This is a genomic window from Pluralibacter gergoviae ATCC 33028 = NBRC 105706, from assembly GCF_001598855.1.
Taxonomy (GTDB): domain Bacteria; phylum Pseudomonadota; class Gammaproteobacteria; order Enterobacterales; family Enterobacteriaceae; genus Pluralibacter; species Pluralibacter gergoviae.
In genome coordinates this window covers 41,855-67,889 of record NZ_BCZS01000009.1, presented here as the reverse complement: position 1 = coordinate 67,889, position 26,035 = coordinate 41,855, and the positions used below count along the sequence as shown (strand labels likewise).

21 protein-coding genes, 3 tRNA genes and 1 pseudogene are annotated in these 26,035 nt (G+C 62.4%); 12 read left to right on the top strand and 13 right to left on the bottom strand.

The window, feature by feature from the left end:
• From queF to ENGE1_RS11260, 5 genes are all read left to right on the top strand, one after another.
• The gene (queF, locus tag ENGE1_RS11280; protein WP_048253378.1) at window positions 1-846 is read left to right on the top strand and encodes an NADPH-dependent 7-cyano-7-deazaguanine reductase QueF; all 846 of its coding nucleotides are present in this window, start codon (window positions 1-3) and stop codon (window positions 844-846) included.
• Window positions 847-961: 115 nt separating this feature from the next.
• Entirely contained in the window at window positions 962-2,326 is a 1,365-nt protein-coding gene (gene ppnN, locus ENGE1_RS11275) for a nucleotide 5'-monophosphate nucleosidase PpnN (protein ID WP_048253379.1), read from the top strand.
• Window positions 2,327-2,762: 436 nt separating this feature from the next.
• On the top strand, window positions 2,763-4,061 hold the full coding sequence (locus ENGE1_RS11270) for an HAAAP family serine/threonine permease (RefSeq protein WP_043082231.1): 1,299 nt from the start codon (window positions 2,763-2,765) through the stop codon (window positions 4,059-4,061).
• Between the two features lie 50 nt (window positions 4,062-4,111).
• Window positions 4,112-5,479, top strand: coding sequence for an L-serine ammonia-lyase (locus ENGE1_RS11265; RefSeq protein ID WP_043082230.1), 1,368 nt, complete (start codon window positions 4,112-4,114; stop codon window positions 5,477-5,479).
• A gap of 139 nt (window positions 5,480-5,618) precedes the next feature.
• The gene (locus ENGE1_RS11260) at window positions 5,619-6,557 is read left to right on the top strand and encodes a sulfonate ABC transporter substrate-binding protein (RefSeq protein WP_048253380.1); all 939 of its coding nucleotides are present in this window, start codon (window positions 5,619-5,621) and stop codon (window positions 6,555-6,557) included.
• 178 nt (window positions 6,558-6,735) lie between these two features.
• Here the strand turns inward: ENGE1_RS11260 and ENGE1_RS11255 are convergent, their stop codons facing one another.
• The 6 genes and pseudogenes from ENGE1_RS11255 to ssuD form a co-directional block, all read right to left on the bottom strand.
• Window positions 6,736-7,959 carry an acyl-CoA dehydrogenase family protein gene (locus tag ENGE1_RS11255; protein ID WP_048253381.1) on the bottom strand — a complete coding sequence of 408 codons (1,224 nt, stop codon included), beginning with the start codon at window positions 7,957-7,959 and terminating at the stop codon, window positions 6,736-6,738.
• 10 nt (window positions 7,960-7,969) lie between these two features.
• Window positions 7,970-9,391 carry an MFS transporter gene (locus ENGE1_RS11250; protein ID WP_048253382.1) on the bottom strand — a complete coding sequence of 474 codons (1,422 nt, stop codon included), beginning with the start codon at window positions 9,389-9,391 and terminating at the stop codon, window positions 7,970-7,972.
• Window positions 9,392-9,471: 80 nt separating this feature from the next.
• Window positions 9,472-9,603 (bottom strand): annotated as a pseudogene (locus ENGE1_RS26940) (methionine ABC transporter ATP-binding protein); the annotation flags it as partial.
• Complete coding sequence (locus ENGE1_RS11245) at window positions 9,600-11,006, bottom strand: LLM class flavin-dependent oxidoreductase (RefSeq protein WP_048253423.1); 1,407 nt, start codon at window positions 11,004-11,006, stop codon at window positions 9,600-9,602. The pseudogene ENGE1_RS26940 and the gene ENGE1_RS11245, both read right to left, overlap by 4 nt.
• A 75-nt stretch (window positions 11,007-11,081) precedes the next feature.
• Complete coding sequence (locus tag ENGE1_RS11240; protein WP_048253383.1) at window positions 11,082-12,479, bottom strand: FAD/NAD(P)-binding protein; 1,398 nt, start codon at window positions 12,477-12,479, stop codon at window positions 11,082-11,084.
• Between the two features lie 28 nt (window positions 12,480-12,507).
• Complete coding sequence (ssuD, locus tag ENGE1_RS11235) at window positions 12,508-13,677, bottom strand: FMNH2-dependent alkanesulfonate monooxygenase (protein ID WP_048253384.1); 1,170 nt, start codon at window positions 13,675-13,677, stop codon at window positions 12,508-12,510.
• A gap of 271 nt (window positions 13,678-13,948) precedes the next feature.
• Between ssuD and ENGE1_RS11230 the strand changes: the two genes are divergently transcribed.
• Window positions 13,949-15,883, top strand: a complete 1,935-nt coding sequence (locus tag ENGE1_RS11230; protein WP_048253385.1) for a sigma-54-dependent Fis family transcriptional regulator — start codon at window positions 13,949-13,951, stop codon at window positions 15,881-15,883.
• 446 nt (window positions 15,884-16,329) lie between these two features.
• On the opposite strand, the gene ENGE1_RS11225 is transcribed toward ENGE1_RS11230, so the two are convergent.
• A complete protein-coding gene (locus tag ENGE1_RS11225; protein ID WP_048253386.1) occupies window positions 16,330-17,514 on the bottom strand; it encodes an aminotransferase-like domain-containing protein in 1,185 nt (394 codons plus the stop codon).
• Window positions 17,515-17,690: 176 nt separating this feature from the next.
• Between ENGE1_RS11225 and xni the strand changes: the two genes are divergently transcribed.
• A complete protein-coding gene (xni, locus tag ENGE1_RS11220) occupies window positions 17,691-18,446 on the top strand; it encodes a flap endonuclease Xni (RefSeq protein ID WP_048253424.1) in 756 nt (251 codons plus the stop codon).
• 27 nt (window positions 18,447-18,473) lie between these two features.
• On the opposite strand, the gene rlmM is transcribed toward xni, so the two are convergent.
• The 4 genes from rlmM to ENGE1_RS11200 all read right to left on the bottom strand — a co-directional run bounded on the left by rlmM (window position 18,474) and on the right by ENGE1_RS11200 (window position 21,494).
• Window positions 18,474-19,574: a 23S rRNA (cytidine(2498)-2'-O)-methyltransferase RlmM gene (gene rlmM, locus ENGE1_RS11215; protein WP_048253387.1), complete on the bottom strand. Its 1,101-nt coding sequence runs from the start codon at window positions 19,572-19,574 to the stop codon at window positions 18,474-18,476.
• Window positions 19,567-19,962, bottom strand: a complete 396-nt coding sequence (locus ENGE1_RS11210; RefSeq protein ID WP_048253388.1) for a DUF423 domain-containing protein — start codon at window positions 19,960-19,962, stop codon at window positions 19,567-19,569. Before ENGE1_RS11210 ends, rlmM begins: the two co-directional genes overlap by 8 nt.
• Before the next feature lie 38 nt (window positions 19,963-20,000).
• On the bottom strand, window positions 20,001-20,918 hold the full coding sequence (gene gcvA, locus ENGE1_RS11205; protein ID WP_045289300.1) for a glycine cleavage system transcriptional regulator GcvA: 918 nt from the start codon (window positions 20,916-20,918) through the stop codon (window positions 20,001-20,003).
• A 351-nt stretch (window positions 20,919-21,269) separates the two neighbouring features.
• Window positions 21,270-21,494 (bottom strand): YgdI/YgdR family lipoprotein, encoded by a 225-nt coding sequence (locus ENGE1_RS11200; protein WP_043082214.1) that lies wholly within the window; start codon window positions 21,492-21,494, stop codon window positions 21,270-21,272.
• 234 nt (window positions 21,495-21,728) lie between these two features.
• On the opposite strand from ENGE1_RS11200, the gene csdA reads away from it, so the two are divergent.
• Window positions 21,729-22,934, top strand: coding sequence for a cysteine desulfurase CsdA (gene csdA / locus ENGE1_RS11195; RefSeq protein ID WP_048253389.1), 1,206 nt, complete (start codon window positions 21,729-21,731; stop codon window positions 22,932-22,934).
• Entirely contained in the window at window positions 22,935-23,378 is a 444-nt protein-coding gene (csdE, locus tag ENGE1_RS11190; protein WP_048253390.1) for a cysteine desulfurase sulfur acceptor subunit CsdE, read from the top strand.
• On the opposite strand, the gene tcdA is transcribed toward csdE, so the two are convergent.
• Window positions 23,369-24,175, bottom strand: a complete 807-nt coding sequence (gene tcdA / locus ENGE1_RS11185) for a tRNA cyclic N6-threonylcarbamoyladenosine(37) synthase TcdA (protein ID WP_048253391.1) — start codon at window positions 24,173-24,175, stop codon at window positions 23,369-23,371. The two genes, csdE and tcdA, sit on opposite strands and share 10 nt — an antisense overlap.
• Window positions 24,176-24,330: 155 nt before the next feature.
• Window positions 24,331-25,434, bottom strand: a complete 1,104-nt coding sequence (gene mltA / locus ENGE1_RS11180; RefSeq protein ID WP_043082210.1) for a murein transglycosylase A — start codon at window positions 25,432-25,434, stop codon at window positions 24,331-24,333.
• A 209-nt stretch (window positions 25,435-25,643) separates the two neighbouring features.
• Here mltA and ENGE1_RS11175 point away from each other — a divergent pair.
• From ENGE1_RS11175 to ENGE1_RS11165, 3 genes are all read left to right on the top strand, one after another.
• Window positions 25,644-25,720: transfer RNA gene (locus ENGE1_RS11175), tRNA-Met, on the top strand.
• A gap of 49 nt (window positions 25,721-25,769) precedes the next feature.
• Window positions 25,770-25,846 (top strand) — tRNA-Met (locus ENGE1_RS11170).
• A 48-nt stretch (window positions 25,847-25,894) separates the two neighbouring features.
• Window positions 25,895-25,971: transfer RNA gene (locus tag ENGE1_RS11165), tRNA-Met, on the top strand.
• Window positions 25,972-26,035 lie beyond the last annotated feature (64 nt).

Sequence of the window (26,035 nt, the reverse complement as noted above, 5' to 3'; positions counted from 1 at the left end):
ATGTCCTCCTATGAAAACGATCGGGCGCTGTCCGGCCTGACGCTCGGTAAATCAACCGAGTACCGCGATATTTATGACGCCTCGCTGCTGCAGCCGGTGCCCCGCAGCCTGAACCGCGATCCGCTGGGCATTTGCGCCGACCACCTGCCGTTTCACGGCGGCGATATCTGGACCCTGTACGAACTGTCGTGGCTCAATGCCAAAGGGCTGCCGCAGGTCGCCGTCGGCCACGTTGAGTTGAGCGACACCAGCGTCAATCTGGTGGAGTCGAAAAGCTTTAAGCTCTACCTCAACAGCTTCAATCAGACGCGCTTTGCCTCCTGGGACGACGTGCGCAGCACGCTGGAGCGCGATCTGCGCGCCTGCGCGCAGGGCGACGTCAGCGTGGCGCTCTACCGTCTGGATGAAATCGAAGGCCAGCCGGTGGCCCGCTTTCGCGGCACCTGTATCGACGATCAGGATATCGCGATTGACAGCTACGCGTTCAGCGCCGATCACCTGGCGGGCGCGGCGGGCGGCGACGTCGTGGAAGAGACGCTGGTCAGCCACCTGCTGAAGTCCAACTGCCTGATCACCCACCAGCCGGACTGGGGCTCAGTGCAGATCCAGTACCGCGGCCCGCGCATCGATCGCGAAAAGCTGCTGCGCTATCTGGTCTCTTTCCGCCACCACAATGAATTTCACGAGCAGTGCGTCGAGCGCATCTTCTGCGATATCCAGCGCTTCTGCCGACCGGACACGCTAAGCGTTTACGCCCGCTACACCCGCCGCGGCGGTCTGGATATTAATCCGTGGCGCAGCAACGCAGAGTTCACCCCGGCAACCGGCCGCCTGGTTCGCCAGTAAACAGTTCATTGCAATTTAAGCGCGGTGAAGGCCGCGCTTTCCCTTGTCGAAATCCGCAGGGCGAGGCTATTGTAATCAGCAGGGAAGTCAACAATTCGTCCCATAAGGAGTGCACTTGATTACACACGTTAGCCCACTTGGCTCAATGGATCTGCTGTCGCAGCTGGAAGTAGACATGCTGAAAAGCAATGCCAGCAGCGACCTCTATCAACTGTTTCGCAACTGTTCCTTAGCCGTACTGAACTCAGGCAGCCAGACCGACAGCAGCAAAGAGCTGCTTTCCCGCTTTCAGAATTTTGATATCAACGTGCTGCGCCGCGAGCGCGGCGTGAAGCTTGAGCTTATCAACCCGCCGGAAGAGGCGTTCGTTGACGGCCGCATTATCCGCTCCCTGCAGGCCAACCTGTTTGCCGTGCTGCGCGATATCCTGTTCGTTTACGGCCAGCTGCATAACCCCTCGCGTCTGCCGGAACTCGACCAGGAAAGCTCGGTGCATATCACCAACCTGGTGTTCTCTATCCTGCGCAACGCCCGCGCGCTGCACGTCGGCGAAGAGCCGAGCATGGTAGTGTGCTGGGGCGGCCACTCGATTAACGAGAACGAATACCTGTATGCCCGCCGGGTCGGTAACCAGCTCGGCCTGCGCGAGCTGAATATCTGCACCGGCTGCGGCCCGGGCGCGATGGAGGCGCCGATGAAGGGCGCCGCCGTCGGCCACGCCCAGCAGCGCTACAAAGACGGGCGCTTTATCGGCATGACGGAACCCTCGATCATCGCCGCCGAGCCGCCGAACCCGCTGGTGAACGAACTGATCATCATGCCGGATATCGAGAAGCGCCTGGAGGGCTTCGTACGCATCGCCCACGGCATTATCATCTTCCCCGGCGGCGTCGGTACGGCGGAGGAGCTGCTCTATCTGCTGGGGATCCTGATGAACCCGGCCAACAAAAACCAAATTCTGCCGCTGGTGCTGACCGGACCGAAAGAGAGCGCCGACTACTTCCGGGTGCTGGATGATTTTATCGTCCATACGCTCGGGGAAGAGGCCCGCCGCCACTACCGCATCATCATTGGCGATGAGGCCGAAGTAGCCCGCCATATGAAAAAAGCGATGCCGCTGGTGAAAGAGTGCCGCCGCGAAACCGGCGATGCCTACAGCTTCAACTGGTCAATGCGCATTGCGCCGGACCTGCAGCGGCCGTTTGAGCCGACGCATGAAAACATGGCCAACCTCAAGCTCTATCCGGATCAGCCGGTCGAGGTGCTGGCCGCCGATCTGCGCCGCGCCTTCTCGGGCATCGTTGCCGGTAACGTGAAAGAGGTGGGCATTCGCGCCATTGAAGCCCACGGCCCGTATAAAATCCACGGCGACCCGGAAATGATGCGCCGGATGGACAACCTGCTGCAAAGCTTCGTTGCCCAGCACCGCATGAAGCTGCCGGGCTCAGCCTATACGCCCTGCTACGAAATCTGTTCCTGACTCAAGGGCGGCGCATAAGCCGCCCTTCTCTTCTTCTGCCCGCCATGCTTGTTCATGCACAATAAACAACCACGATTAACGCTTTATTTCATGAAGAGATGCCATTTTTACCCCTTTAATTAGCCATTTATCTGCCCGCGCATCCATTAACCTTTAAAAAACATCCTGACAACAAGCCATTATCTGCGCATTAATTCAGCATAAAATAAAAAAAATAGACCAATGAGCCATGAATTAGCATTTAACTGGTGTTTTATTGCATTTGAGATCGCGATCACTGATGCATTGATGACATAAATGTATCTTTCCGGGCCAATGAGAACCGGGGAATAATTGTATGAAAATCCCGTTTTGCATGAATTTATATTACTGCCAGTGATTTAGACCGCGTTTTTGACTAAAAAACTGGCTAATTGCTTCCTCAGGAGAGAAAGAGATGGAAACCACCCAAACCAGTACTCTGGCTACGGCAGACAGCCGCAGCGGATGGCGCAAGACGGATACGATGTGGATGCTGGGCCTTTACGGCACCGCTATCGGCGCAGGCGTCCTGTTCCTGCCAATCAACGCCGGCGTGGGCGGCATGATCCCGCTGATCATCATGGCAATCCTTGCCTTCCCGATGACCTTCTTCGCGCACCGCGGCCTGACCCGCTTCGTGCTGTCCGGTAAAAATCCGGGTGAAGACATCACTGAAGTCGTTGAAGAACACTTCGGCGTTGGCGCGGGTAAAATCATCACCCTGCTCTACTTCTTCGCTATTTACCCGATCCTGCTGGTTTACAGCGTCGGTATCACCAATACCGTTGAGAGCTTCATGACCCACCAGCTGGCCATCACGCCGCCGCCGCGCGCCGTGCTGTCGCTGATTCTGATCGTCGGCATGATGACTATCGTGCGCTTCGGCGAGCAGATGATCGTGAAGGCAATGAGCGTACTGGTATTCCCGTTCGTTGCAGCCCTGATGGTGCTGGCCTGCTACCTGATCCCGCAGTGGAGCGGTGCCGCGCTGGATACTCTCTCTCTGAGCAGCGCAGCCTCTACCGGCAACGGTCTGTGGATGACCCTGTGGCTGGCGATCCCGGTAATGGTCTTCTCCTTCAACCACTCGCCGATCATCTCCTCCTTCGCCGTGGCGAAGCGTGAAGAGTACGGCCAGGGCGCCGAGAAGAAATGCTCCAAAATTCTGGCCTGTGCCCACGTGATGATGGTGCTGACCGTAATGTTCTTCGTCTTCAGCTGCGTCTTCAGCCTCTCTCCGGCAGACCTGGCAGAAGCGAAAGCGCAGAACATCTCCATCCTGTCTTACCTGGCGAACCACTTCAACGCGCCGGTTATCGAGTGGATGGCACCGATCATCGCTATCGTGGCAATCACCAAATCGTTCCTCGGCCACTACCTGGGCGCTCGCGAAGGTTTCAACGGCATGGTGGTTAAATCCCTGCGCGGCAAAGGTAAATCCATCGAAATCAGCAAGCTGAACAAATTCACTGCGCTGTTTATGCTGGTCACCTGCTGGCTGATCGCTACCCTGAACCCGAGCATCCTCGGCATGATCGAAACCCTGGGCGGCCCGGTTATCGCGGTTATCCTGTTCCTGATGCCGATGTATGCGATTAACAAAGTGCCGGCGATGCGCAAATACAGCGGCCACATCAGCAACGCCTTCGTTGTGGTGATGGGTCTGGTTGCCATCTCCGCCATCTTCTACTCCCTGTACTCTCTGTTCGCCTAATATCCCCGCGCCGCCGACCGGCGGCGCATCTCTACAGAATGGACGCAAGCATGATTAGCGTATTCGATATTTTCAAAATCGGCATTGGCCCCTCCAGCTCCCACACCGTCGGACCAATGAAAGCGGGTAAGCAATTCACGGACGACCTGATTGCGCGCGAAATGCTTCACGACGTCACCCGCGTGGTGGTCGATGTCTACGGCTCCCTCTCCCTGACCGGCAAGGGCCACCACACCGACATCGCGATTATCATGGGTCTGGCGGGAAATCTGCCGGATACCGTTGATATCGACGCCATTCCGGGCTTTATCCAGGACGTCAATACCCACGGTCGCCTGCTGCTGGCCAACGGCGAGCACGAAGTGGAATTCCCGGTAGACCAGTGCATGAACTTCCATGCCGACAACCTCTCCCTGCACGAGAACGGCATGCGCATTACTGCGCTCAGCGGCGACAAGGCCGTCTATAGCCAGACCTATTACTCCATCGGCGGCGGTTTTATCGTCGACGAAGCCCACTTCGGCCAGAGCGAAAGCGCCCCGGTCGCCGTACCCTATCCCTACAAAACCGCCGCCGACCTGCAGCGCCACTGCCAGCAGACGGGCCTCTCCCTTTCCGGGCTGATGATGCAGAACGAGCTTGCCCTGCACAGTAAGGAAGAACTTGAGCGGCACTTCGCCGCGGTGTGGGACGTCATGCGCAGCGGCATTGAGCGCGGTATCACCACCGAAGGCGTCCTGCCCGGCAAGCTGCGGGTGCCGCGCCGCGCCGCCGCGCTGCGCCGGATGCTGGTCAGCCAGGACAAAATCTCCAGCGATCCGATGGCGGTGGTGGACTGGATCAACATGTTCGCGCTGGCGGTCAACGAAGAGAACGCCGCCGGCGGCCGTGTGGTCACCGCCCCGACCAACGGCGCCTGCGGCATCGTGCCGGCGGTGCTGGCCTACTACGACAAGTTCATCCGCGAAGTGAACGCTAACTCCCTGGCCCGCTATCTGCTGGTGGCCAGCGCCGTGGGCTCGCTGTACAAAATGAACGCCTCTATCTCCGGCGCGGAAGTGGGTTGCCAGGGCGAAGTGGGCGTGGCCTGCTCGATGGCGGCGGCCGGCCTGGCGGAGCTGCTCGGCGGTAGCCCGGCGCAGGTGTGCATCGCCGCCGAAATCGGCATGGAGCACAACCTTGGCCTGACCTGCGATCCGGTGGCCGGACAGGTGCAGGTGCCGTGTATCGAGCGCAACGCTATTGCCTCAGTGAAGGCGGTCAACGCCGCGCGGATGGCGCTCCGCCGCACCAGCGAACCGCGCGTCTGCCTCGATAAAGTGATTGAAACAATGTACGAAACCGGCAAGGACATGAACGCCAAGTATCGCGAAACCTCCCGCGGCGGCCTGGCGATGAAAATCGTTGCCTGCGACTAACGCCTCAGGCCCGGCGTCGCCCTGCGCGTCGGGCCACCCTTCTATTGCCGGACAGCGGCAATAGAAACCCGCTTTTGTTATTTATCGGCCCTCTCCTTCATTTGCTACCTTACGGCACATTATCCCAAGGAGAGTTACCATGCCCAGACTGCCGCGCCTTACGATCCTACTGCTACTCGCCCTCTCCGCTTCCGCCGCGGCGAAAGCGCCGGAAACCGTCAATATCGGCTACCAGAAAGCCAATATCTTCGCCCTGCTCAAATACCGGGGCACCCTCGATGAGACCTTTAAAAAACAGGGCATCGCCGTGCGCTGGGTGGAGTTTCCCGCCGGGCCGCAGATGCTTGAAGTCCTGAACGTGGGAAGCATCGATCTGGCCGCCACCGGCGATGCGCCGCCGGCCTTCGCCCAGGCGGCAAAGGCCGATCTGGTCTATCTCGGCCACTCGCCCGCCAACCCCAAAACCGAGGCCATCGTGGTGCCGGAGAACTCGGCCATTAAGACGGTCGCCGATCTGAAGGGCAAGCGCGTGGGGCTCAATAAAGGCTCCGACGTCAACTACCTGCTGGTGAAGGCGCTGGAGGAAGCCGGGCTGACCTACAAGGATATTACGCCGGTCTACCTGCCGCCCGCCGATGCCCGGGCCGCCTTCCAGCGCGGGGCCATCGACGCGTGGGTCATCTGGGATCCTTATCTCGCCGAGGTAGAAACCAACGCCCGCGCCAGGCTGATCCGCAACGCCGAAGGGCTGGTGCCGCACTACACCTTCTACCTCGCCAGCCGCAAATTTGCCGAAACCGCGCCGGACGCGGCGAAGCAGGTGCTGGATGAACTGGGCAAATTAAGCGACTGGGCCAACGCCCATCAGCAGGATGCCGCCGGCATTCTTTCTTCATCAACCGGGCTGGATAAAGGCATCTGGCAGAAGGCCATCGCCCGCTCGCCCTACGGCGCAGAACGCATGACGCCGGAGGTGTACGACCAGCAGCAGGCGCTGGCGGACACCTTTACCGGCATCGGTCTGCTGCCGGTGAAGGTGGACGTGCGCAGCGCCACCTGGTCGCTGGATAAACAATAAGACCCGGCTGACATCAGCCAGACGCCCGGCGGCGCTGCGCTTGCCGGGCCGACAGAGGACCGTCGAACCGTAGCCCGGTGCAAAAGCAGCGCCTGCCGGGGATCGTAGGCCGGTGCAAGCGCAGCGCCGTCCGGCAAAAGGGCAGCGCCATCCTGGCGCTTTCCCTCTGCCCCATCGATTACTTCCCGCTCTGTTCACCTTCCCCGATCCGCCACTTAAAGGTCGGCGGCGTGCCGTTCACCAGCCAGCCGCCGACGTTGCGCGCCTTGTAGATAACCGGATTATGGGACGCCACGGTACGGGCGTTGCGCCAGTGGCGGTCAAGCGCCTTACCGGTGCGGGTATCGGAGGCCCCCAGCGCGCTGAACAGCGCCGTCGCCGCGCGCGGGATAAGTTCGCTTGCCACCACCTGCGCCCGGGCAGACTCAATTTCCGCCACCTCATTCAGCTGCGCCAGCCGCGCGTCATCCGCCCCGGCGTGCGCCTCGTAGGCCAGCTGCAGCGCCCGGGCGGCCTGCAGGGCGGTGGCTTTTACCGCCTGCGCCCAGCTGCTTATTTCGCCCACCACCTGCAGCACCTGGGGATCGTCGCGGGAGACGGCGGCGTTGCCGTGGCTGTACATTCGGGTACGCTTTTTGACGCCTTCGGCGGCATCGCGCTCTACTGCCAGACCTATTCCCACCAGCGTTGCCAGCAGGACGTGCTGATAAAATGCGGTCTGGTAACGAAAGCGGGTGGCGAAATCGTAAACGTGCGCCCGCTCGACCCGCGCCTGCGTGAAGCGGGTGGTGCCGCTGCCGGTGAGCCGCTGGCCGAAGCCGTCCCAGTCGTCCAGCCGCTCAACGGCATCCTGCCGGGTGCTGACCAGGGCAATGACGTCCTGCTGGGTATCATTGCGGCGGGCGAAGACGTCAATCCAGTCGGCGTACAGCGCGCCGGTGCTGTAGAACTTCTCACCGTCCAGCCGCCAGCCTTCCGCCTGCGGCGTGAGCCGGGTCAGCACCTCTCCCAGCTTCACGCTCCCGGTTTCGGTCCAGCCGTTGCCCACCAGCTCGCCGTCGAGGAAGCGGCGGAACCAGCGGTCCCGATCCGGCGAGTCGGGCTGGTTAAGCCGGTCCTCGACAAAGGCGAAGTGGCCCCGCAGGGCCTGGGGAATGTTGGAGTCCGCCGCCGCCAGCTCGGCCAGCAGGGTCACCAGCTGCGGCAGCGACGCGCCCCAGCCGCCCTTCTCCTTAGGGATGCGCAGGGTGCCGAACCCGGCCTCCTTCAGCCAGCGGATCGGCTCTACGGGCAGGGTACGACTCAATTCCCGGCTCACCGCCCCGTCGGCGATGCGGGCGAAAATGGGCCGGAAGGCGGCGGCCAGCTGCGCATCGTCAGCGCCGGTAGAGAGTAGCGTCATGGTCAGCTCCTTAATGTTGGATGTCGTCAACGTCGTGCTGTGTCGGTTCGTGGCGGACCGCCAGCAGGAAGAAAATCGGAATGATGGCGGCAAGCGACACCACCCAGAACATCTGCGTGCCGAGGGCCGCACGCAGTTGCGGCAGCACGAACAGCGCCAGCGCGCTGCCGATGCCGGAGAGCGCCCGGCTGAAGCCCACTCCGGTGGCGCGGATGGCGGTCGGATAGGAGAGCGCGGGATAGATCATCAGCTGCGCGCCCGGCCCGAAGCCTTCTGCAAACAGCCACAGACCGAGCATCGCGATTGCCAGCGCGACCCCGGCCGCCGCCTGCGGCTGGCCCACCAGCGCGAGGGCAATCAGGGCGATAAACTGCAGCGCAAACCCCGCGATCGCCACGTGGCGCGAGGGGTACTTCCACGCCAGGTGCATTCCCAGCAGGCCGCCGGTGAAGGCAAACAGCGCGTTGAGGCCCAGCGACGCGGAGATGGTTTCAAACACCCCGGCGCCGAGGAACTGCGCCAGGATCGACGGCAGGAAAAAGGCGATGGCGGTGTACTCAAAGGAGATACAGATATTCATCACCCCGGCGACCATCGTCCGCTCGCGGTAAGGCTTCTCGAACAGCACCCGGAAACTCACCTTCGGCGGCTTCGCCGGGCGCGCGGCGGGCGCCGCGTGGGCCGCAATGCCGTAAGAGTCGCGCAGAATGCGCACCGCCGAATGAAGATCGCCATGGCTTGCCGCCCACAGCGGCGACTCGTTCATAAAGCGGCTGCGCACCGCGATAATCAGCAGCGCGGGTACCGCGCCGAACAGCAGCGAGGCGCGCCACAGCCAGTCGAGATGCTCTTCTGGCAGCAGAAAGTAGAGGCCGAAGATAATCAGAAAGCAAACGGTGGAGGCGGCGTACCACATCGGGCACCAGGCCGCGAGGCGGGCCGCCTTGTTGGCTTTGCCGCTGAAGCGGGAAAACTCCGCGAGGTAGGACATCGCCACCGGCAGATCGATACCGACGCCGATGCCCATCAGAAAGCGCGCGCCGATCAGCACCCAGACGTTGGGCGCCAGCCCGGCGGCAATCGCCGATACCACGAAAAAGAGCATATCGGCCATAAACACCGAGTAGCGGCCATATTTATCGGTCAGCCAGCCGCCGATGAGATTGCCGATAATGGTCCCCACCATAATTGACGACGTCACCAGCCCGGTGAGCAGCGGCGACAGGCGGAACTCGCGCACCACGTCGTCAATGCCGTAAGAGAGCGTGGTCAGATCGTAGGCGTCGAGAAACACGCCACCGAGCGCAAGCAACACAATCATGCGGGCATATTTCGCCTGCTCCCTGCCGGAATTGATCAGGCGGGCCACGTCGCCCGCGCCGCTGACCGGCGAAGAGGCGCGGCTGAGATCGTCTACGGAAAGCGTACTCATTATTGTTATCCTCAAATTATTGCGCGGAAACCGGGACCAGAACGCCCTTCACCAGCGGGTCGTCGGTGGTTTTCAGCCACGCCGGCGCCGCTGGGACCGACGACGGCGGTAACAGAGCGGGCGGGCACCTGCAGGGAGAGGCCCCTGAGCACCTCGCTATGGCCGCCGTCTGCCGTGCGGTAGCCCTTGTGCAGCCGATCGATGTCTATCATGCGACCTTCTCCCCGCGACCGGCCCCGACCGCCGCCCCGCGCCGGTAGCCCGCCCCCGGATGCGGCGCCTCCAGCCGCGGACCTGCGCCAAACAGCTTCTCGCGCAGGGTGCCCGGCTGATACTCCTTCTTGTAAACGCCGCGCTTCTGCAGCTCCGGCACCAGCAGCTCCACCACGTCGGTGAAGGTCTCGTGGGTCAGGGCGTAGGCGAGGTTAAAGCCGTCAACGTCGGTCTCCTCCACCCACGCCTGTATCTCGTCGGCTACCGTCTGCGGGCTGCCGACCAGCAGCGGCCCAAAGCCGCCGATGCCCACCCAGTCGGCCAGGCCCTGTACCGTCCACTGGCGGTTCGGATCGGCGGTGGAGAAGGCCTCAACCGCCGACTGGATCGCGTTGGTGTGCAGATACTTGAGCACCTGATCCGGCTGGTACTGCGCGAAGTCGATGCCGGTCCAGCCGGAGATCAGCGCCAGCGCCCCCTCGTAGCTGACGTACTGCTTATACTCCTGCCATTTCGCCTGCGCCTCGCGGTCAGTCTCGCCGAGGATGGTGGTTAGCTTGCTGAAAATCAGGATGCTGCGCGGATCGCGCCCCGCCTCTTCCGCCCGGCGGCGGATGTCGGCCACGGTTTTCTTCAGCAGCGCCTTCGACGGCGGCGCAACGAAGACGCACTCGGCGTGCGCAGCGGCAAACTGCTTGCCCCGGCTGGAGGCCCCGGCCTGGTAGAGCACCGGCGTGCGCTGGGGCGATGGCTCGCAGAGGTGTATGCCCGGCACCGAGAAGAAGGTGCCGCGATGGTCGATCGGGTGGATCTTGCTGGGGTCGCTGAAGATCCGCCGCTCGCGGTCGCGCAGCACCGCGCCCTCCTCCCAGCTGCCCTCCAGCAGCTTATAGACCACCTCCAGATACTCGTCGGCGTAGTCGTAGCGGGCATCGTGATCTTTTTGCGCCTGCTGGCCGATGTTGCGCGCCCCGCTCTCCAGATAAGAGGTGACGATATTCCAGCCGACGCGCCCCCTGGTCAGATGGTCGAGGGTCGACAGGCGGCGGGCGAAGGGATACGGATGCTCAAACGACAGCGAGGCGGTCAGACCGAAGCCGAGATGTTCGGTCATCAGCGCCATCGGCGTCACCAGCGCCAGCGGATCGTTGACCGGCACCTGGGCGGCCTGGCGCAGGGCGGCATCGCCGCTGCCGTTATACACGTCGTAGATGCCCAGCACGTCGGCAATAAACAGGCCGTCGAACTTGCCGCGCTCCAGCAGCTTCGCGAGGTCAACCCAGTACTCAAGATCCTTATACTGCCAGGAGCGGTCCCGGGGATGAGCCCACAGGCCCGGCGACTGGTGGCCGACGCAGTTCATGTCAAAGGCGTTGAGGCGAATTTCACGTTGTGAGGGCATAGCAATCTCCACGGCGCGGCCCGCGAGGGCTGCGCGCATTATTAGTGAATAAAAAGGTGAAATTAAGGCGTCAGGTCAGGAGACGGGACATCGTGCCGGTTTCAGAGTCTTAAGGCTGCTCAGCGCTTCGGCGGCAACCGCTGCGGCGTGGTCGGCCACCTGCGGCAGGCCCATCAGTTCGCCAAAGTAGCCGCGGGCTGCCGGGCCGGCGACGAAAATCGGCGGCGCATCGTCGCGCCGCAGGCCGGTGGCCCGGGAGCGGGCGTCTACGTCGATGCCCAGGTTCAGCGCATCGGCGCGGATCAGATCCCGCCCGGCCAGGTCGCGCAGGAAGGGATGGCCGTCGATAAGGCCCGCGTGGGCGGGGCCGGTAGTGACGATCAGGTGGCTGACCTCAAGCGTTTCTTGCCCGCCGCGGCGAACATCGAGCGACAGGCGCAGGCGATTACCACCGGCGTCAAGGGCCGCGAGCCTCGCGGCCAGCACCCGCAGGCTGCCCGCCTCCCGGCGCTGGTTCAGCACGTCCGACACCTGGGGCGCCACGCGGTAGCGGTGCACGTCCCAGAAGCTGCGCAGGTGGCGCAGAAAGCGCAGGCGATCGGCGATGCTCAGCCCCCGCCAGCTCTCCTGCCCCTGATTGCGCACGGCGTCCAGCACTACCTGCCATCCCAGCCCCTGTTCTGCCGCAGCGGCTACGTCGGCGCGGATCCGGCGCAGGCGATGGCGCAGATTGCCGGTCAGGTACTCGCCGGGCCATTCGACTTTTTCACCCCTCAGGTTATCGCGGGAGAGCAGCCCCCGGCGCGAAAAGGCGGTAATGGGCCCCCGGTGCCCCAGCCGGGTCAGGGTCGCCACGGTATCGGCCATCGTCAGGGCGGTGCCGATAATTGCCACCGCCGCATCCGGGGCGATAGTGCTCAGTTTTTCCGTCTGCCAGGGATTGGCAATCAGGCCCGGATGCGCCTGCCAGGGGCGCGCCAGGGGCGGGATCGAAGGCGGCGGATGGCTGACCGCCAGTACCAGCAGATCGGGCGACAGGCGGCGTCCGCTATCGGTCACTACCTCGCCCTCCTCAAAGGCCGCGGCGCTCTCCTGCAGGTGGACCAGCCGCCCGCCGCTGGCCCGCGCCGCATCGGCAAAGCGCCCGGCGACGTACAGGCCGAACTGGCCGCGCTGGGGAAAGACCGCGCCGTCGTCGCGCAGGGCGGCCGGATCGTCGAGAAAGGCGGGCTGGCTGCGATACCAGCGGTCAAAGGCACCCTCTTCATCGCCGGCAAGCTGCATCCGCGCGGCGGGGACATTAATGCGGTGGGTCGGTTCGCTGGTCGAGTAGGCGACGCCCGCGCCGGGCACCGGGCGCGGCTCCAGCAGCGTTATCCGCACGCCTTCCGGCGCCAGGCGCTGCAGGGCGATAGCCGTCGCCGCGCCGCTGAAGCCGCCGCCGACAATCACTACGTGAAGATCGCTTTTCATTGTGCCTCCTCCGGTTCACGGACCACCATCAGCTGGCGCTCGCCTGCCTGACCGGGCGCTTATCGCCGCCGATCGTCTCGCCGAACGGCCCGGTATTGACGCTGCGCGACGCCGGCTGCTGGCGGTTGACCGGCAGCAGCGGCATCACCAGCTCCGCAAAGCGGTGCGCCTCTTCAAGATGAGGATAGCCGGAGAAAATAAAGTTGCTGATACCGAGCGCCTGATATTCGCGAATGCGCGCCGCCACCTGCTGCGGGTTGCCCACCAGCGCGGTGCCCGCGCCGCCGCGCACCAGCCCCACGCCCGCCCACAGGTTCGGCGCGATGCGCAGGTTATCGCGGGAGCCGCCGTGCAGGGCGCTCATCCGCGCCTGGCCGCTGGAGTCCATGCGGGAGAAGATCTTCTGCGCCTGGGCAATGGTGTCGTCGTCGAGGTGGGCAATCAGCCTGTCGGCGGCGGCCCACGCCTCTTCTTCGGTTTCGCGCACGATGACGTGCAGGCGAATGCCGTACTCCAGCGTCCTGCCCCGCTGCGCCGCCCGCTCGCGCACCGTCGCCAGCTTCTGCGCCACCTGCTCAGGCGGCTCGCCCCAGGTCAGGTAGGTGTCTATCTGCTCCGCCGCCACGTCGATGGCTTCCTCCGACGAGCCGCCGAAGTAGAGCGGCGGGCCGTTCTCCTGCACCGGCGGAAACAGCACCTCGGCGCCCTCGACGCGAATGTGCTCCCCGCGATAGTCCACTTTTTCGCCCTTCATCAGCCGGGTATAGACGTCGAGAAACTCGCGGGTCACCCGATAGCGCTCCGCGTGATCGAGGAAAATACCGTCGCCGCGGTTCTCAACCGGGTCGCCGCCGGTGACGACATTTATCAGCAGCCGCCCTTCGGACAGCCGGTCAAGGGTCGCCGCCATCCGCGCCGCCAGCGTCGGCGGCTGCAGGCCGGGGCGCACCGCCACCAGATAGCGCAGGCGCCGGGTCAGCGGCGCCAGCGCCGACGCCACCAGCCAGCTGTCCTCGCAGCTCTTTCCGGTGGGGATCAGCACACCGTAGTAGCCCAGGCTGTCCGCCGCCAGCACCACCTGCTGCAGGTAGGGCAGATCGACCGGCCTGCCGCCCTCGGTAGTGCCGAGATAGCGGCCGTCGCCGTGGGTGGGCAGAAACCAGAACAGATTGATGTTGTCTTCAGCTTGCCGGGTCATTATCACTTTCCTATATAACCATATCTGTAATTTGTCGAAGATATGTTTTTGTTTGGTTATATGACCATTAGCGAGATCCGTGCCAGCTCGGCATAAAAAAATTATCAATAATAATCATTAAGTTAAAAAATTAAGGTTCTGCGCAAACTGTTGCAAACGCGGCAGACGCTGCCCACCGTCTGTCACTTTTGCAACAGGCTAGCCGCTGCGGCCTCTGGTTTCCGGGCGCGGCGCAGGATAAGTTCAGATCTCCTGTTACCGGAGGTCCGCCATGCTGAATGCTGAACCCGTTCTTATCGATCCCGCCTCCCGGGCGTTTCAGAGCCTGCTGGACAAGCTGGCCCCTACCGATGCCACCGTGCTGATCGTCGGCGAGACCGGCACCGGCAAAGAGGTGGTTGCCCGCTATCTGCACCACCACAGCCCGCGCCGCCAGCAGCCGTTTCTGGCGGTCAACTGCGGGGCGCTCACCGAAAGCCTGGCCGAAGCGGAGCTGTTCGGCCACGAGAAAGGCGCCTTTACCGGCGCGCTGAAGGGACATCCCGGCTGGTTTGAAGCCGCCGAAGGCGGCACCCTGCTGCTCGATGAGATAGGCGAGCTGAGCCTGCCCCTGCAGGTTAAGCTGCTGCGGGTGCTGCAGGAGCGGGAAATCACCCGCGTCGGATCGCGCCGCCCGCTGAAGGTCAACGTCAGGGTCATCGCCGCCACCCACGTCGATCTGGCCCAGGCCATCCGCGAGAAGCGCTTTCGCGAAGACCTCTACTACCGGCTCAATATCGCCGTGGTGCCGCTGCCGCCGCTGCGCCAGCGCCAGCAGGATATTCCGCTGCTGGCCAACCACTTCCTGTCGCTATACGCCCGCAGGCTGGGACGCCCGGCCCGGCGGCTGGCGCCGGAAGCGCTGGCCCGCCTGATGGCCTACCCGTGGCCCGGCAATATTCGCGAACTGGAAAATACCCTGCACAACGCGGTGCTGCTGAGTAAAGAGGAGGAGCTCGGTCCCGCCCAGCTGCGCCTGGCACCGCGCGCCGGGCTGCCGTCAGCCGGCGGCGACGGTAGCGGTGACGACGACCTGGACGATTTTATCGCCCGCCAGCTGACCCAGCCGGGAGACGGTCTGTGGCAGCGGGTGACCGGCGCCCTGGTGCGCGGGGCGATGGCCCACTGCGACGATAACCAGAGCCAGGCCGCCGCCCTGCTGGGTATCAGCCGCCACAGCCTGCGCACCCAGCTGGCCAATATCGGAGTGATTAAAGGCCGCCGCCAGGCCGCGCCGCGCCGGGAAGCGGCGGCAGGCCGCGGCGGCGACCGGGAGCTGCGCATCGGCTACCAGCGCTTCGGCAATCTCGGCATTCTTAAGGCCCGCCAGAGCCTGGAGCGGGCGTTTGCCGGTCTCGGGGTCAACGTGCTGTGGAGCGAGTTTCCCGCCGGACCGCAGCTGCTGCACGCCCTCGCCTGCCGCGACATCGACTTCGGCACCACCGGCGAAGCGCCGCCGGTATTCGCCCAAGCGGGCAACAGCGATCTGCTGTACGTCGCCTGGGAGCCGCCCGCGCCGCAGAGCGTGGCGATGGTGGTGCCGCACAATAGCGATATTCGCAACACCGCCGACCTGCGCGGCAGGCGCATCGCGCTGAATAAGGGTTCAAACGTCCACTGGCTGCTGGTGCAGATCCTCGAAGAGGCTGGCCTGACGCTGGATGACGTGAAGGTGATTTATACGCCGCCGAAATACCCGCTCACCGCCAGCGACTATCTGGCGGTGGACGCGTGGATGATGTGGGATCCGCTGCTGAGCGACGCCGAACTGCGCGGCGAACTGCGGGTGGTCGCCAGCGGCGAAGGCCGGGTCAGTAACCATCAGTTTTACCTTGCGCGGCGGGAATACGCCACGCAGCACCGGGACGTTATCGCCCTACTGCTTGAGGAACTGACGCAGACCGGGCGCTTTATCGACAGCCAGCGGGCCGAAGCCGCCAGGCTACTCTCCGCCGAACTGGGCATCGATCCGCTCTCGCTGGAGCAGGCGCTGGGCCGCCACAGCCACTGCCCGCGGCCGATGGATCTGCCGACGATCCGCGCCCAGCAGCGCATTGCCGATCGCTTTTACGCTTTAGGGCTGCTGAACCGGCCTATCGCGGTGCGCGACGCGGTGTGGTATGAGGAGGCGGCCAGCGAGGCGGGGGTGCCGCTGGGGGCGTGCTGAGAGGTGCACCGCCGCCTGCTGTCGGGTGGCGCTGCGCTTACCCGACCTACATTTTTGCACTGCACTTATGACGTCTGAGGGGGTATAAGTCCGGCTTAAAATCGCCTCAGATCATTACGGATGGCCGGGGCAGCCCGCAGGGACGCGGGCTGAGGCGAAACGAGACAGGATGTCGAGTCGAGCCGTACCCGAAAAGCCAGTAGTAATAATCTGAGGTTCCGCGCAGCGGCGATTTTTGTTGCCGGGAGCCGAGAGTGCAGAGAGGGCGGCGGCGAGCCCTCTCTGCACGTTCACCGCAGAAAACCCGACAGAGAAGCAGAGTGCTGCGAGTGAACGGAACTGTTCCACGATCCTGTACAGAATGGGATTTTATATTTGCAGCCCATAACAGTATCTACGGCAGATGCCCGTAGGCCCGGCAAGCGAAGCGCCGCCGGGCGTGTCTTTTACAGCGCCGCCTTCAGCCTGCTCACCGCCTCCACCAGCTGTTCATCGGTCGCCGTCGCGTAGGAGAAGCGCAGCGTGCGCCGGTCCGGGTTGTCGCTGAAGAAGAACTCGCCGGGGACGTAAACCACGCCCTTCGCCAGGGTCTGCTGCAGCCAGGCGGTGGTGTCGCGCGCCTCGCGAAAGGTGGCCCACAGGAACATGCCGCCTTCGGGCTGATTAAACGTCAGGTGCTCGCCAAGCTCCTCGGTCAGCAGCTGCGACAGGCGCAGGCACTTCTGCTGATAGGCGTCGCGGATAAGGGCTATCTGCGGCGCCAGGCGATCCAGCGACAGGTAGGCGCTGACCAGCGACTGGGCAAAGGCGTTGGCGTGCAGGTCGGTGGCCTGCTTGATGATGGCGACCTTCTGCTTCATCCACTCCGGCAGGATTATCCAGCCGACGCGCAGGCCGGGGGCGAGAATTTTCGAAAAGGTCGAGGTATAGGCCACGTGCGCTTCGCAGCCCAGTTCGGTAGCCACCTGCAGCAGCGGCTTCTCGCGGCGATCGGTGAAGGCGATTTCGCCATAGGGATCGTCCTCGATAATCATAAAGCTGTGCTCGACCGCCAGCCTGACCAGCTTCTCGCGGCGCTCGCCGCTGAGGGTCGTGCCGCTGGGGTTGCCGAAGGTCGGGACCACGTAGACGCACTTGATGCGGGTGGTCTGCAGCAGTTCTTCCAGCTCGTCAACGATCATCCCGTGTTCGTCACTGCCGACCGACTTCACCGTTGCCCCAGTAAGGCCGAGGATCTGCAGGGTCGCGAGGTAGGTGGGGCGTTCAACGACGAAGACGTCGCCCTCATCGGCGAGCGCGCGGATCAGCAGATCCAGCGCCTGCTGGGAGCCGGAGGTGATCAGTAGACGGTCGCTCTGAGTTTCAATTCCGCGCTGGCGGCACAGCCCCACCAGCTGCTCGCGCAGGGCAGAGTTGCCCTCCGTCAGGCCATACTGAAAGGCGTCGTTAAACCGGGATTCGACCACGCTTTGCGTCGCCAGCGCCAGGCCCTCTTTATCGAACAGGTCCGCCGACGGAATACCGCCAGCCAGGGAGATAACGCCGGGCATTTTGCTGTGCTTGAGGAGTTCACGGATAGCGGAGGGTTGCAGGTCCTGAATACGCTGCGCGAGGTGCATACGGTTGCTCATTGTTACTGTCTCTTTTATGGTTTGTTAAAAATATACATAGCAACCTAACAAAATTTCAATGGCTTTCCGGTGGCGAGCGCTATTTTGCGAGGCGCTTTCCCGAATATGCACATCCATTTGGCCCGCTCTGGCGGTAAATGGTAGGGTATGCGCATCTGGTGACGGGGAACTTTCCGATGGCTATTCACTTACTTATCGTCGACGCGCTCAATCTGATCCGCCGCATTCACGCGGTGCAGGGGTCCCCCTGCGCCGACGCCTGCCGCCACGCGCTGGAGCAGTTGATCGTTCACAGCCAGCCGACCCACGCGGTAGCGGTCTTTGACGACGAGGCGCGCAATCAGGGCTGGCGGCACCAGCGGCTGCCGGACTACAAGGCCGGGCGGGCGCCAATGCCGGACGATCTGCACGCGGAGATGAACAATATCCGCCGCGCGTTTGAACAGCGCGGGGTCTGCTGCTGGTCCTGTGCCGGCAGCGAGGCCGACGATCTGGCGGCGACGCTGGCGGTCAAAGTGGCGGCGGCCGGGCAGCAGGCAACCATCGTCTCTACCGACAAGGGCTACTGCCAGCTGCTGTCGCCCACTATCCAGATCCGCGACTACTTTCAGAAGCGCTGGCTGGATGCACCCTTTATTGCCGGCGAATTTGGCGTGCGCCCCGAACAGCTGCCCGACTACTGGGGGCTGGCAGGCATCAGCAGCTCAAAGGTGCCCGGCGTGGCCGGCATCGGCCCGAAAAGCGCCGCCGAGCTGCTGACGCAGTTTCCGACGCTGGAGGCGCTCTATCAGCAGCTGGAGGCGGTGCCGGAGAAGTGGCGCAAGAAGCTGGAGGCCCACCGCGAGATGGCCTTTATCTGCCGGGAGGTGGCGACCCTGCAAACGGATCTGCGCCTCGACGGCAACCTGCAGCAGCTGCGGCTGGAAAGATAGCCCTCACTTAGCGCGAGGGCGCTGGGATCATCGTTCGTCGCGGCGTCCGCCGACCGCAGCCCACAGGCGGCGGACGTGTACCGTCACCTCTTCGCGGTCGTGATACAGCTGGCGGGCCTGGATCTGGGCATTAATGCCGTGCTCGTCGAGCTGGGCCTGAATGTAGGCCAGATTCTGCGACACCTCTTCGTAGCGCTTTTTCATCGGCAGCTTGAGGTTAAAGATAGTTTCGCGGCACCAGCCGTTGACCAGCCACTGGGCCATCAGGGCGGCCACCTTCGCCGGCTTCTCGACCATGTCGCACACCATCCACGAGATGTTGTTGCGGTTGGGTCGATAGCGGAAGCCGTCTTCGCGCAGCCAACTGACCTGGCCGGTGTCCATCAGGCTCTGGGCCATCGGGCCGTTGTCGACAGAGGCGACCCACATGTTGCGCTTCACCAGCTGATAGGTCCAGCCGCCGGGGCAGGCCCCGAGATCGACCGCGTGCATACCGTTTGCCAGGCGCTCGTCCCATTCGTCGGCCGGAATAAAGATGTGGAACGCCTCTTCAAGCTTAAGGGTGGAGCGGCTCGGCGCATCGGACGGAAACTTGAGGCGCGGAATGCCCATGTAGAACGGCGAGTTGTTAGTGGTCAGCGAGTAGCCGGTATAGCAGCAGCCCGGCGCAATAAAGAAGACGTGGACCACCGGACGCTTCGCCGTCTCGTAGGATGTCAGCACTTTCGCCTCGCGCAGGGCGGCGCGCAGCGGCACGGTAAACTTACGGCAGAACTTCAGCAGCTCTTTGCTTTCGTTGGTGTCGGCCACCTCAACCCTCAGATCGCCGCCCTTCTCGACCACGCCCTGCAGCATGCAGACAATCGGGCTTATCCTGTCCTCCGGGGACAGATCCTGCAGCAGCTCCCCGGCAACGAACATCTGGCGGGCGAAAATCAGCGAATCGAAGGGCAGATCGCGAATAAGCTTTTCGGCATCGCCCTCCTGATAGCATTCGAAAATCACGTAGCCGGAGTGCTCTTTCACCCGCGCAAAGCCGTACACCTCAAGGCGGGCGGCCTTGTCCGTAATCTCAGCGGCGCACTCTTTTTCAAATCCCTGGCGGCTGTAGAGAATAACCTTATTCATGGGAACCACCGCGACGCTTGGCGCGGATAGCGCCTATCAGCAGCAGCACCCAGCCGGCGAGGAAGCTCACGCCGCCAACCGGGGTCACGAACGCCCACAGGCGTAAATGGGAGAGCGCGAGGCAGTAAAGGCTGCCGCTGAACAGCACCGTGCCCAGCGCGAGGAACACGCTGCTCCAGTAGAACCAGATGCTGATCCGGCGCTGCATCGCCACCGCCAGCCCGAGGATAGCCAGAGTATGAAAACCCTGATACTCCAGGCCGGTCTGGATCCAGCCCATCTCCACCACGCCCAAAGACTTGCTCAGCACGTGGGCGCCAAAGGCGCCGAGTGCGACAAAAATAAAACCGCTCACCGCGGCAAAAATCAGCATGAAACGACCGGTCATGTCATTATCCTAAAAGGAGAACCCCGCTGTTCGGGGCCCTATTGTTCATATCGGAAGCGAAACTTTTCCTGTTCACTTGCCGCTTTTGCCAGAATCCACTGGCGAAAGGCGGCTATTTTACCCAGTTCTGCCTGGCTGTCATGGCAAACCAGATAAAAGGCATTTTTACTGACCAGCACATCATTGAACGGGCAGACGAGGCGGCCGGCTTCAATTTCAGTCTGAGCCATCACGTTATTGGCAAGGGCAATGCCCTGACCGTGGATCGCCGCCTGCAGCACCATCGCGCTGTGGCTGAAGATCGGCCCCTGCTGGACGTTAATATGGGTCAGGCCGAGCTGGCGCGTGTAGGTCTGCCAATCGCGGCGGGAGGCATCGTGCAGTAGCGTATGTTGCGCCAGATCGGCCGGCGTTTTCAATGCCTTCTCGCCGGTGAGCAGCAGCGGCGAGCAGACCGGCAGCAGATATTCGGCGTACAGTTTTTCTACCCGCAGCCCCGGCCAGTTGCCGCGGCCGTAAAAAATCGCCACGTCAACATCGTCCGCCAGCTTATCCTCTTCGCGGTCCACGGCCTGGATCCTGACGTCAATTCCCGGATAAGCTGAGTTAAAGCTTGCCAGCCGCGGCACCAGCCAATGGATGGCGAAGCTTGGCAATAAACTGACCGTCAGCGCCCCTTTTGCGCTTCGGGCCTGAAGTTTACGCGTTGCGTCGGTTAAATGCGAAAAGATCTCTTTAATGTCGAGGAAATAGCTCTGCCCCTCTTCGGTGAGCAGCAGGGAGCGGTTGCGGCGGCGAAACAGCTTCAGGCCAAGGAAATCCTCAAGAGACTTGATTTGGTGGCTGACGGCGGCCTGGGTGACAAACAGCTCATCTGCCGCGCGGGTAAAGCTCAGGTGGCGGGCCGCAGCATCAAATACACGTAATGCATTCAGGGGTGGTAATCGCTTCGACATGGTTGTTCTGGCTTAGATGTTAACTGCAATTAACAATTAGATTACATCATGTAACCTATTAGTTTTTTTTATCTGAGCCATTATAAATTGTCCGTTGAGCTTGCGCCAGCAAATACCTATAGTGGCGGCACTTCCTGAGCCGGAACGAAAAGCGTCGTTGGAATGCGTGTTCTGATGGGCTTTTGGCTTACGGTTGTGATGTTGTGTTGTTGTGTTTGCAATTGGTCTGGAGTTCAGACCTGGGTAGCAAGACTACCGCTTTTCACTTCCTGTACATTTACCCTGTCTGTCCATAGTGATTAATGTAGCACCGCAAAATTGCGGTGCTTTTTTTTACTTAAAATTCAGCGCTTAGTTACCAAGCTCGACCATCTCTTTTACGTCAGACCGGTTGATCTGCTGCTTGTTACCGTTGGCGTCTTTATAAGAGATCATGCCGGTATCGTTGTCAGTCTGAGGTTTGCCATCGGAAACGATGGTGCGGCCATCAGTGGTGTGCAGCGCGTAGTTTGATGAGCATGCGCTCAGAGCAAAGGTCAGCATACAGGCAGAAATAATTGCGGCAGTCTTCTTCATGGTCTACTCCTTGTTTCCATTGTTTGTTGTTTGAAGCCAGGCCGGAGAGAGATTTTTAGCAATTAATGCTATAGAAATCTCGTATACTTACGAACTCACATATTGACCTGACAATATTTAGCATAACGCACTCTCCCGGAGCTGCCATAAATCCCGGAAGATTCTGAACGTTAGCCTCCGCTTGCCCTTCTTTGCAAAGTGCGCGACGATCTGCGCAAATCCATGAGGAAAGCTATGAACGTTTTTAATCCGGCGCACTTTCGCGCGCAGTTCCCGGCGCTGGCGGATGCCGGCATCTACCTCGACAGCGCGGCCACTGCGCTGAAACCACAGGCGGTCATTGACGCCACCCAACAGTTTTATAGCCTCAGCGCCGGTAACGTCCACCGCAGCCAGTTTGCGGCGGCGCAGGCGCTGACCGAACGCTACGAAGCGGCCCGCGATCGCGTGGCAGCGCTGATTAATGCCCCCGAGGGAAAGAATATCGTCTGGACGCGCGGCACCACCGAGGCCATCAATATGGTGGCCCAGAGTTACGCCCGCCCGCGCCTGAAGGCGGGAGATGAGATTATCGTCAGCGTTGCCGAGCACCACGCCAACCTGGTGCCCTGGCTGATGGTGGCCGAACAGACCGGTGCGCGGATTGTGAAGCTACCGCTCGGCGCCGACGGTCTGCCGGACGTCGCCCAGCTCGCAACGCTGATTACCGAGCGCAGTCGGATCCTCGCCCTGGGGCAGATGTCCAACGTCACCGGCGGCTGCCCGGATCTTGAGCGCGCCATTGCGCAGGCCCACGCCGCCGGGATGGTAGTGATGGTCGACGGCGCTCAGGGCGCGGTCCACTGCCCGGCGGACGTGCAGGCGCTGGATATCGACTTCTACGCCTTTTCCGGCCACAAGCTGTACGGCCCGACCGGCATCGGCGCGCTGTACGGCAAGGGCGAACTGCTGGACGCCATGAGCCCGTGGCTCGGCGGCGGCAAGATGATTACCGAAGTGACTTTCGACGGCTTCAAAACCCAGCCGGTGCCCTACCGGCTGGAGGCGGGCACGCCGAACGTCGCCGGGGTGATTGGCCTCAGCGCCGCCCTGGAGTGGCTGACGGAGACCGACATTGCCCAGGCCGAGCGCTGGAGCCGCAGCCTGGCAACCCTTGCCGAAGAAGAACTGGCGAAGCGCCCCGGTTTTCGCTCCTTCCGGGCCCAGGAGAGCAGCCTGCTGGCCTTTGATTTTGCCGGCGTTCACCACGGCGATATGGTGACCCTGCTGTCGGAGTACGGCATCGCCCTGCGCGCCGGTCAGCACTGCGCCCAGCCGCTGCTGGCGGCGCTCGGGGTCAGCGGCACGCTGCGCGCCTCTTTTGCGCCCTATAATACGCAGGAAGACGTGCACGCGCTGGTCAGCGCCGTTGACCGCGCGCTTGAAATACTGGTGGATTAAATGACGGAACCGGCACTGCATCCCTTCGGTACAACGCTGACTGAGCAGACGCTGCGCGAGACCTTCGCGCCGCTCGGCCAGTGGGAAGATAAATACCGCCAGCTGATCCTGCTCGGCAGGCGGCTGCCCCCCCTGCCCGACGTCGCTAAGGCGCAGGCCCGCGAGATTGCGGGCTGTGAAAATCGCGTCTGGCTCGGCTGGACCCGCGACGGCGAAGGCCGCATGCACTTCTTCGGCGACAGCGAAGGGCGGATCGTTAAGGGATTACTGGCGGTGCTGCTGACCGCCGTGGAGGGCAAGCGCCCTGAACAGCTGCTGGCCGCCGATCCGCTGGCGCTGTTTGACGAGCTGGGCCTGCGCGGCCAGCTCAGCGCCTCGCGCGGCCAGGGTCTGGCGGCGCTGGGCGACGCGGTGCTCGCCGCCGCCCACGAGGCTCAGGCCTGACGCGCGGCTTTTGCCATCATTTTCTTCAGGGCGTGAGAAACGGCGACAAAGCCAAAGGTGGCGGTGACCATGGTCGCCGCCCCAAAGCCGGCGGCGCAGTCCATCCGCTTCGGCCCCTCCGCCGTACTCTTCATGGCGCACACCGAGCCGTCCGACTGCGGATAGACCAGCGCTTCGGTGGAGAAGACGCAGTCCACGCCCAGCTTGCCCTTACTGTTCTTCACCACCCCGAAATCGCTTTTCAGCCGCTCGCGCAGCTTTGCCGCCAGCGGATCCTGAATGGTTTTCGCCAGGTCGGCGACCTGAATCTGCGTCGGATCGGTCTGCCCGCCCGCGCCGCCGGTGGTCACCAGCGGCACCTTATAGCGGCGGCAGTATGAAATCAGCGCCGCTTTTGGCCGCACGCTGTCGATGGCGTCGATCACGTAGCTGAACCCGCCGCCCAGATACTCCGCGACGTTATCCGGCGTGACGAAGTCGTCCACCACCGTCACCCGGCATTCGGGGTTGATGAGGCGAATGCGCTCCGCCATCACCTCCGCCTTCGCCAGGCCAACGTTGCCGCCGAGGGCGTGGACCTGGCGGTTGGTGTTGGTGACGCAGACGTCGTCCATATCAATAAGGGTGATGGCGCCGATGCCGGTGCGCGCCAGCGCCTCCGCGGCCCAGGAGCCGACCCCGCCAATACCGACCACGCAGACGTGGGCATCGGCAAACAGCTGCAGCGCCTTCTCGCCGTACAGGCGCGCCGTACCGCCAAACCGCTGGCGCCAGGCGTCGCTGATTACTACTGACATAACTTACTCACTAAGATCCATCCCATTAGGGCTAATTTACTTGCCATTTTAGTCCCGGGCAGTGCTCGAAATCCTCACGTACTTCAGTACGCTCCGGTTTCTCCGCGCTGGACGGGACTAAACTGGCTGCGACATATACGCCTACTGGGATAGGCTCATCCGCTAAACACATTGCCGTTGCCGGCGCCCGGCGCGCTGCGCAGCACCCAAACGCGGCCATAATGATTGTACCAGCCGGCGCGGTGTCCGGCCTCCGGGCCAATGCCCTGATAGATGTCGAAGTGCTGGCCTTTAATCGCCCCGCCGACGTCCAGCGCCACCATCAGACGCAGCTCGTAGTGGCCGTTAAACTTGCCGTTGTTATCCAGCAGCGGCACTTCCGCCAGCAGGGTGGTGCCCGCCGGGACAATGCTGCGATCGGACGCTACCGACGCGCGGCCAACCAGCGGCACGGCGCTGGCGCCTTTCACCGGCGCAAAGGACTGGGGCTTAAAGAAGACAAAGGACGGGTTAGCCTCCAGAAGCGCGCGGACTTCCGCCTCGCTGTGGGTTTCGCCCCAGTGGCGGATCGCCTGCATCGACATATCTTCGCGCTTCACTTCGCCGCGATCGATAAGCACCTTGCCGATGCTGCGGTACGGCCAGCCGTTCTTACCGGCGTAGCTGAAGAAGTTGAGCGGCGAGCCGTCGCCGAAATCAATGTAGCCGCTGCCCTGAACGTCCATGATGAAGTTGTCCATCAGCGAGTTGCTGTACGCCAGCACATAGTTGTCGCTCAGCGCCCCGGCGTAAATGCTGGCCCGCGACGGCAGCTTGCCGCGCTTGGGCGGCATGCGGTAGATAGGATACTGGAACTCGCCCTGCCGGGTGTGGCGGGCCTCCACCACCGGCGTGTAGTAGCCGGTAAACTGCACGTTGCCATAATTATCGGCGCCCTGCATCTGCCAGGCGTCAAGGCCATACTGCTTCAGGGTGCGGGTATCGCCCCCGGCGCGCAGCCACTGCTGCACGGCATTAAACACGCCGCTCTGGCTGCCGTACAGGCGCGGCGACGCGTTGCGAATTTCATTAATCTGCTGGGCGAAATCACCGCCGTTAATCGGGGCGCCTACCGCATCAGGCTGATTTACGAGGGAAAAAGGCTGATGAAACTTACCGTCATTATACTGCTGACCGCGATCGGTCGGCTTTGACGAACAGGCCGCCAGCAGCGCCGCCAGCGCGCCCGTTGCCACTATTTTTGCCCAACGTCCTTTCATGGTATCTCGTCTTCTTTATACATAAGGGAATGCGTGATGAAGATAACAAACCACCGGAGCTAATGAAATGCGCGCGGCGGCTCCCGGGCAAGTTTTGCCTAAAAATTAACGTGTCGCTTCATTTTTACTCAGTTATTTGAAAAATTGGCACATGAGTGGAAAAAAGGGTTGCATAGAAACGTGAGCCGAGTATAGTGCGCTTCCACGGACGCGGGGTGGAGCAGCCTGGTAGCTCGTCGGGCTCATAACCCGAAGGTCGTCGGTTCAAATCCGGCCCCCGCAACCAATTAAAATGTGAAGAGAAATATTTACCGGTTCAAAAGGTAAATGACGGACGCGGGGTGGAGCAGCCTGGTAGCTCGTCGGGCTCATAACCCGAAGGTCGTCGGTTCAAATCCGGCCCCCGCAACCAATCACATATGAAGAGAAAGATTCACCGGTTTAAAAGGTGAATGACGGACGCGGGGTGGAGCAGCCTGGTAGCTCGTCGGGCTCATAACCCGAAGGTCGTCGGTTCAAATCCGGCCCCCGCAACCACTTCAAAAAAACAGACACCCCGACGGGTGTTTTTTTTTGCCTGCGATTTGCCTCGTCAAAAACG

Coding starts and splice junctions, on each gene's coding strand:
- ENGE1_RS11270 (WP_043082231.1), top strand. CDS start 2,763: ATGGAAACCACCCAAACCAGTACTCTGGCTACGGCAGACAGCCGCAGC.
- csdA (WP_048253389.1), top strand. CDS start 21,729: ATGAACGTTTTTAATCCGGCGCACTTTCGCGCGCAGTTCCCGGCGCTG.
- ENGE1_RS11230 (WP_048253385.1), top strand. CDS start 13,949: ATGCTGAATGCTGAACCCGTTCTTATCGATCCCGCCTCCCGGGCGTTT.
- tcdA (WP_048253391.1), bottom strand. CDS start 24,175: ATGTCAGTAGTAATCAGCGACGCCTGGCGCCAGCGGTTTGGCGGTACG.
- ENGE1_RS11245 (WP_048253423.1), bottom strand. CDS start 11,006: ATGCCCTCACAACGTGAAATTCGCCTCAACGCCTTTGACATGAACTGC.
- ENGE1_RS11240 (WP_048253383.1), bottom strand. CDS start 12,479: ATGAAAAGCGATCTTCACGTAGTGATTGTCGGCGGCGGCTTCAGCGGC.
- ENGE1_RS11255 (WP_048253381.1), bottom strand. CDS start 7,959: ATGACGCTACTCTCTACCGGCGCTGACGATGCGCAGCTGGCCGCCGCC.
- ENGE1_RS11225 (WP_048253386.1), bottom strand. CDS start 17,514: ATGAGCAACCGTATGCACCTCGCGCAGCGTATTCAGGACCTGCAACCC.
- gcvA (WP_045289300.1), bottom strand. CDS start 20,918: ATGTCGAAGCGATTACCACCCCTGAATGCATTACGTGTATTTGATGCT.
- rlmM (WP_048253387.1), bottom strand. CDS start 19,574: ATGAATAAGGTTATTCTCTACAGCCGCCAGGGATTTGAAAAAGAGTGC.
- csdE (WP_048253390.1), top strand. CDS start 22,935: ATGACGGAACCGGCACTGCATCCCTTCGGTACAACGCTGACTGAGCAG.
- queF (WP_048253378.1), top strand. CDS start 1: ATGTCCTCCTATGAAAACGATCGGGCGCTGTCCGGCCTGACGCTCGGT.
- ENGE1_RS11260 (WP_048253380.1), top strand. CDS start 5,619: ATGCCCAGACTGCCGCGCCTTACGATCCTACTGCTACTCGCCCTCTCC.
- ENGE1_RS11265 (WP_043082230.1), top strand. CDS start 4,112: ATGATTAGCGTATTCGATATTTTCAAAATCGGCATTGGCCCCTCCAGC.
- mltA (WP_043082210.1), bottom strand. CDS start 25,434: ATGAAAGGACGTTGGGCAAAAATAGTGGCAACGGGCGCGCTGGCGGCG.
- ENGE1_RS11210 (WP_048253388.1), bottom strand. CDS start 19,962: ATGACCGGTCGTTTCATGCTGATTTTTGCCGCGGTGAGCGGTTTTATT.
- xni (WP_048253424.1), top strand. CDS start 17,691: ATGGCTATTCACTTACTTATCGTCGACGCGCTCAATCTGATCCGCCGC.
- ENGE1_RS11200 (WP_043082214.1), bottom strand. CDS start 21,494: ATGAAGAAGACTGCCGCAATTATTTCTGCCTGTATGCTGACCTTTGCT.
- ENGE1_RS11250 (WP_048253382.1), bottom strand. CDS start 9,391: ATGAGTACGCTTTCCGTAGACGATCTCAGCCGCGCCTCTTCGCCGGTC.
- ssuD (WP_048253384.1), bottom strand. CDS start 13,677: ATGACCCGGCAAGCTGAAGACAACATCAATCTGTTCTGGTTTCTGCCC.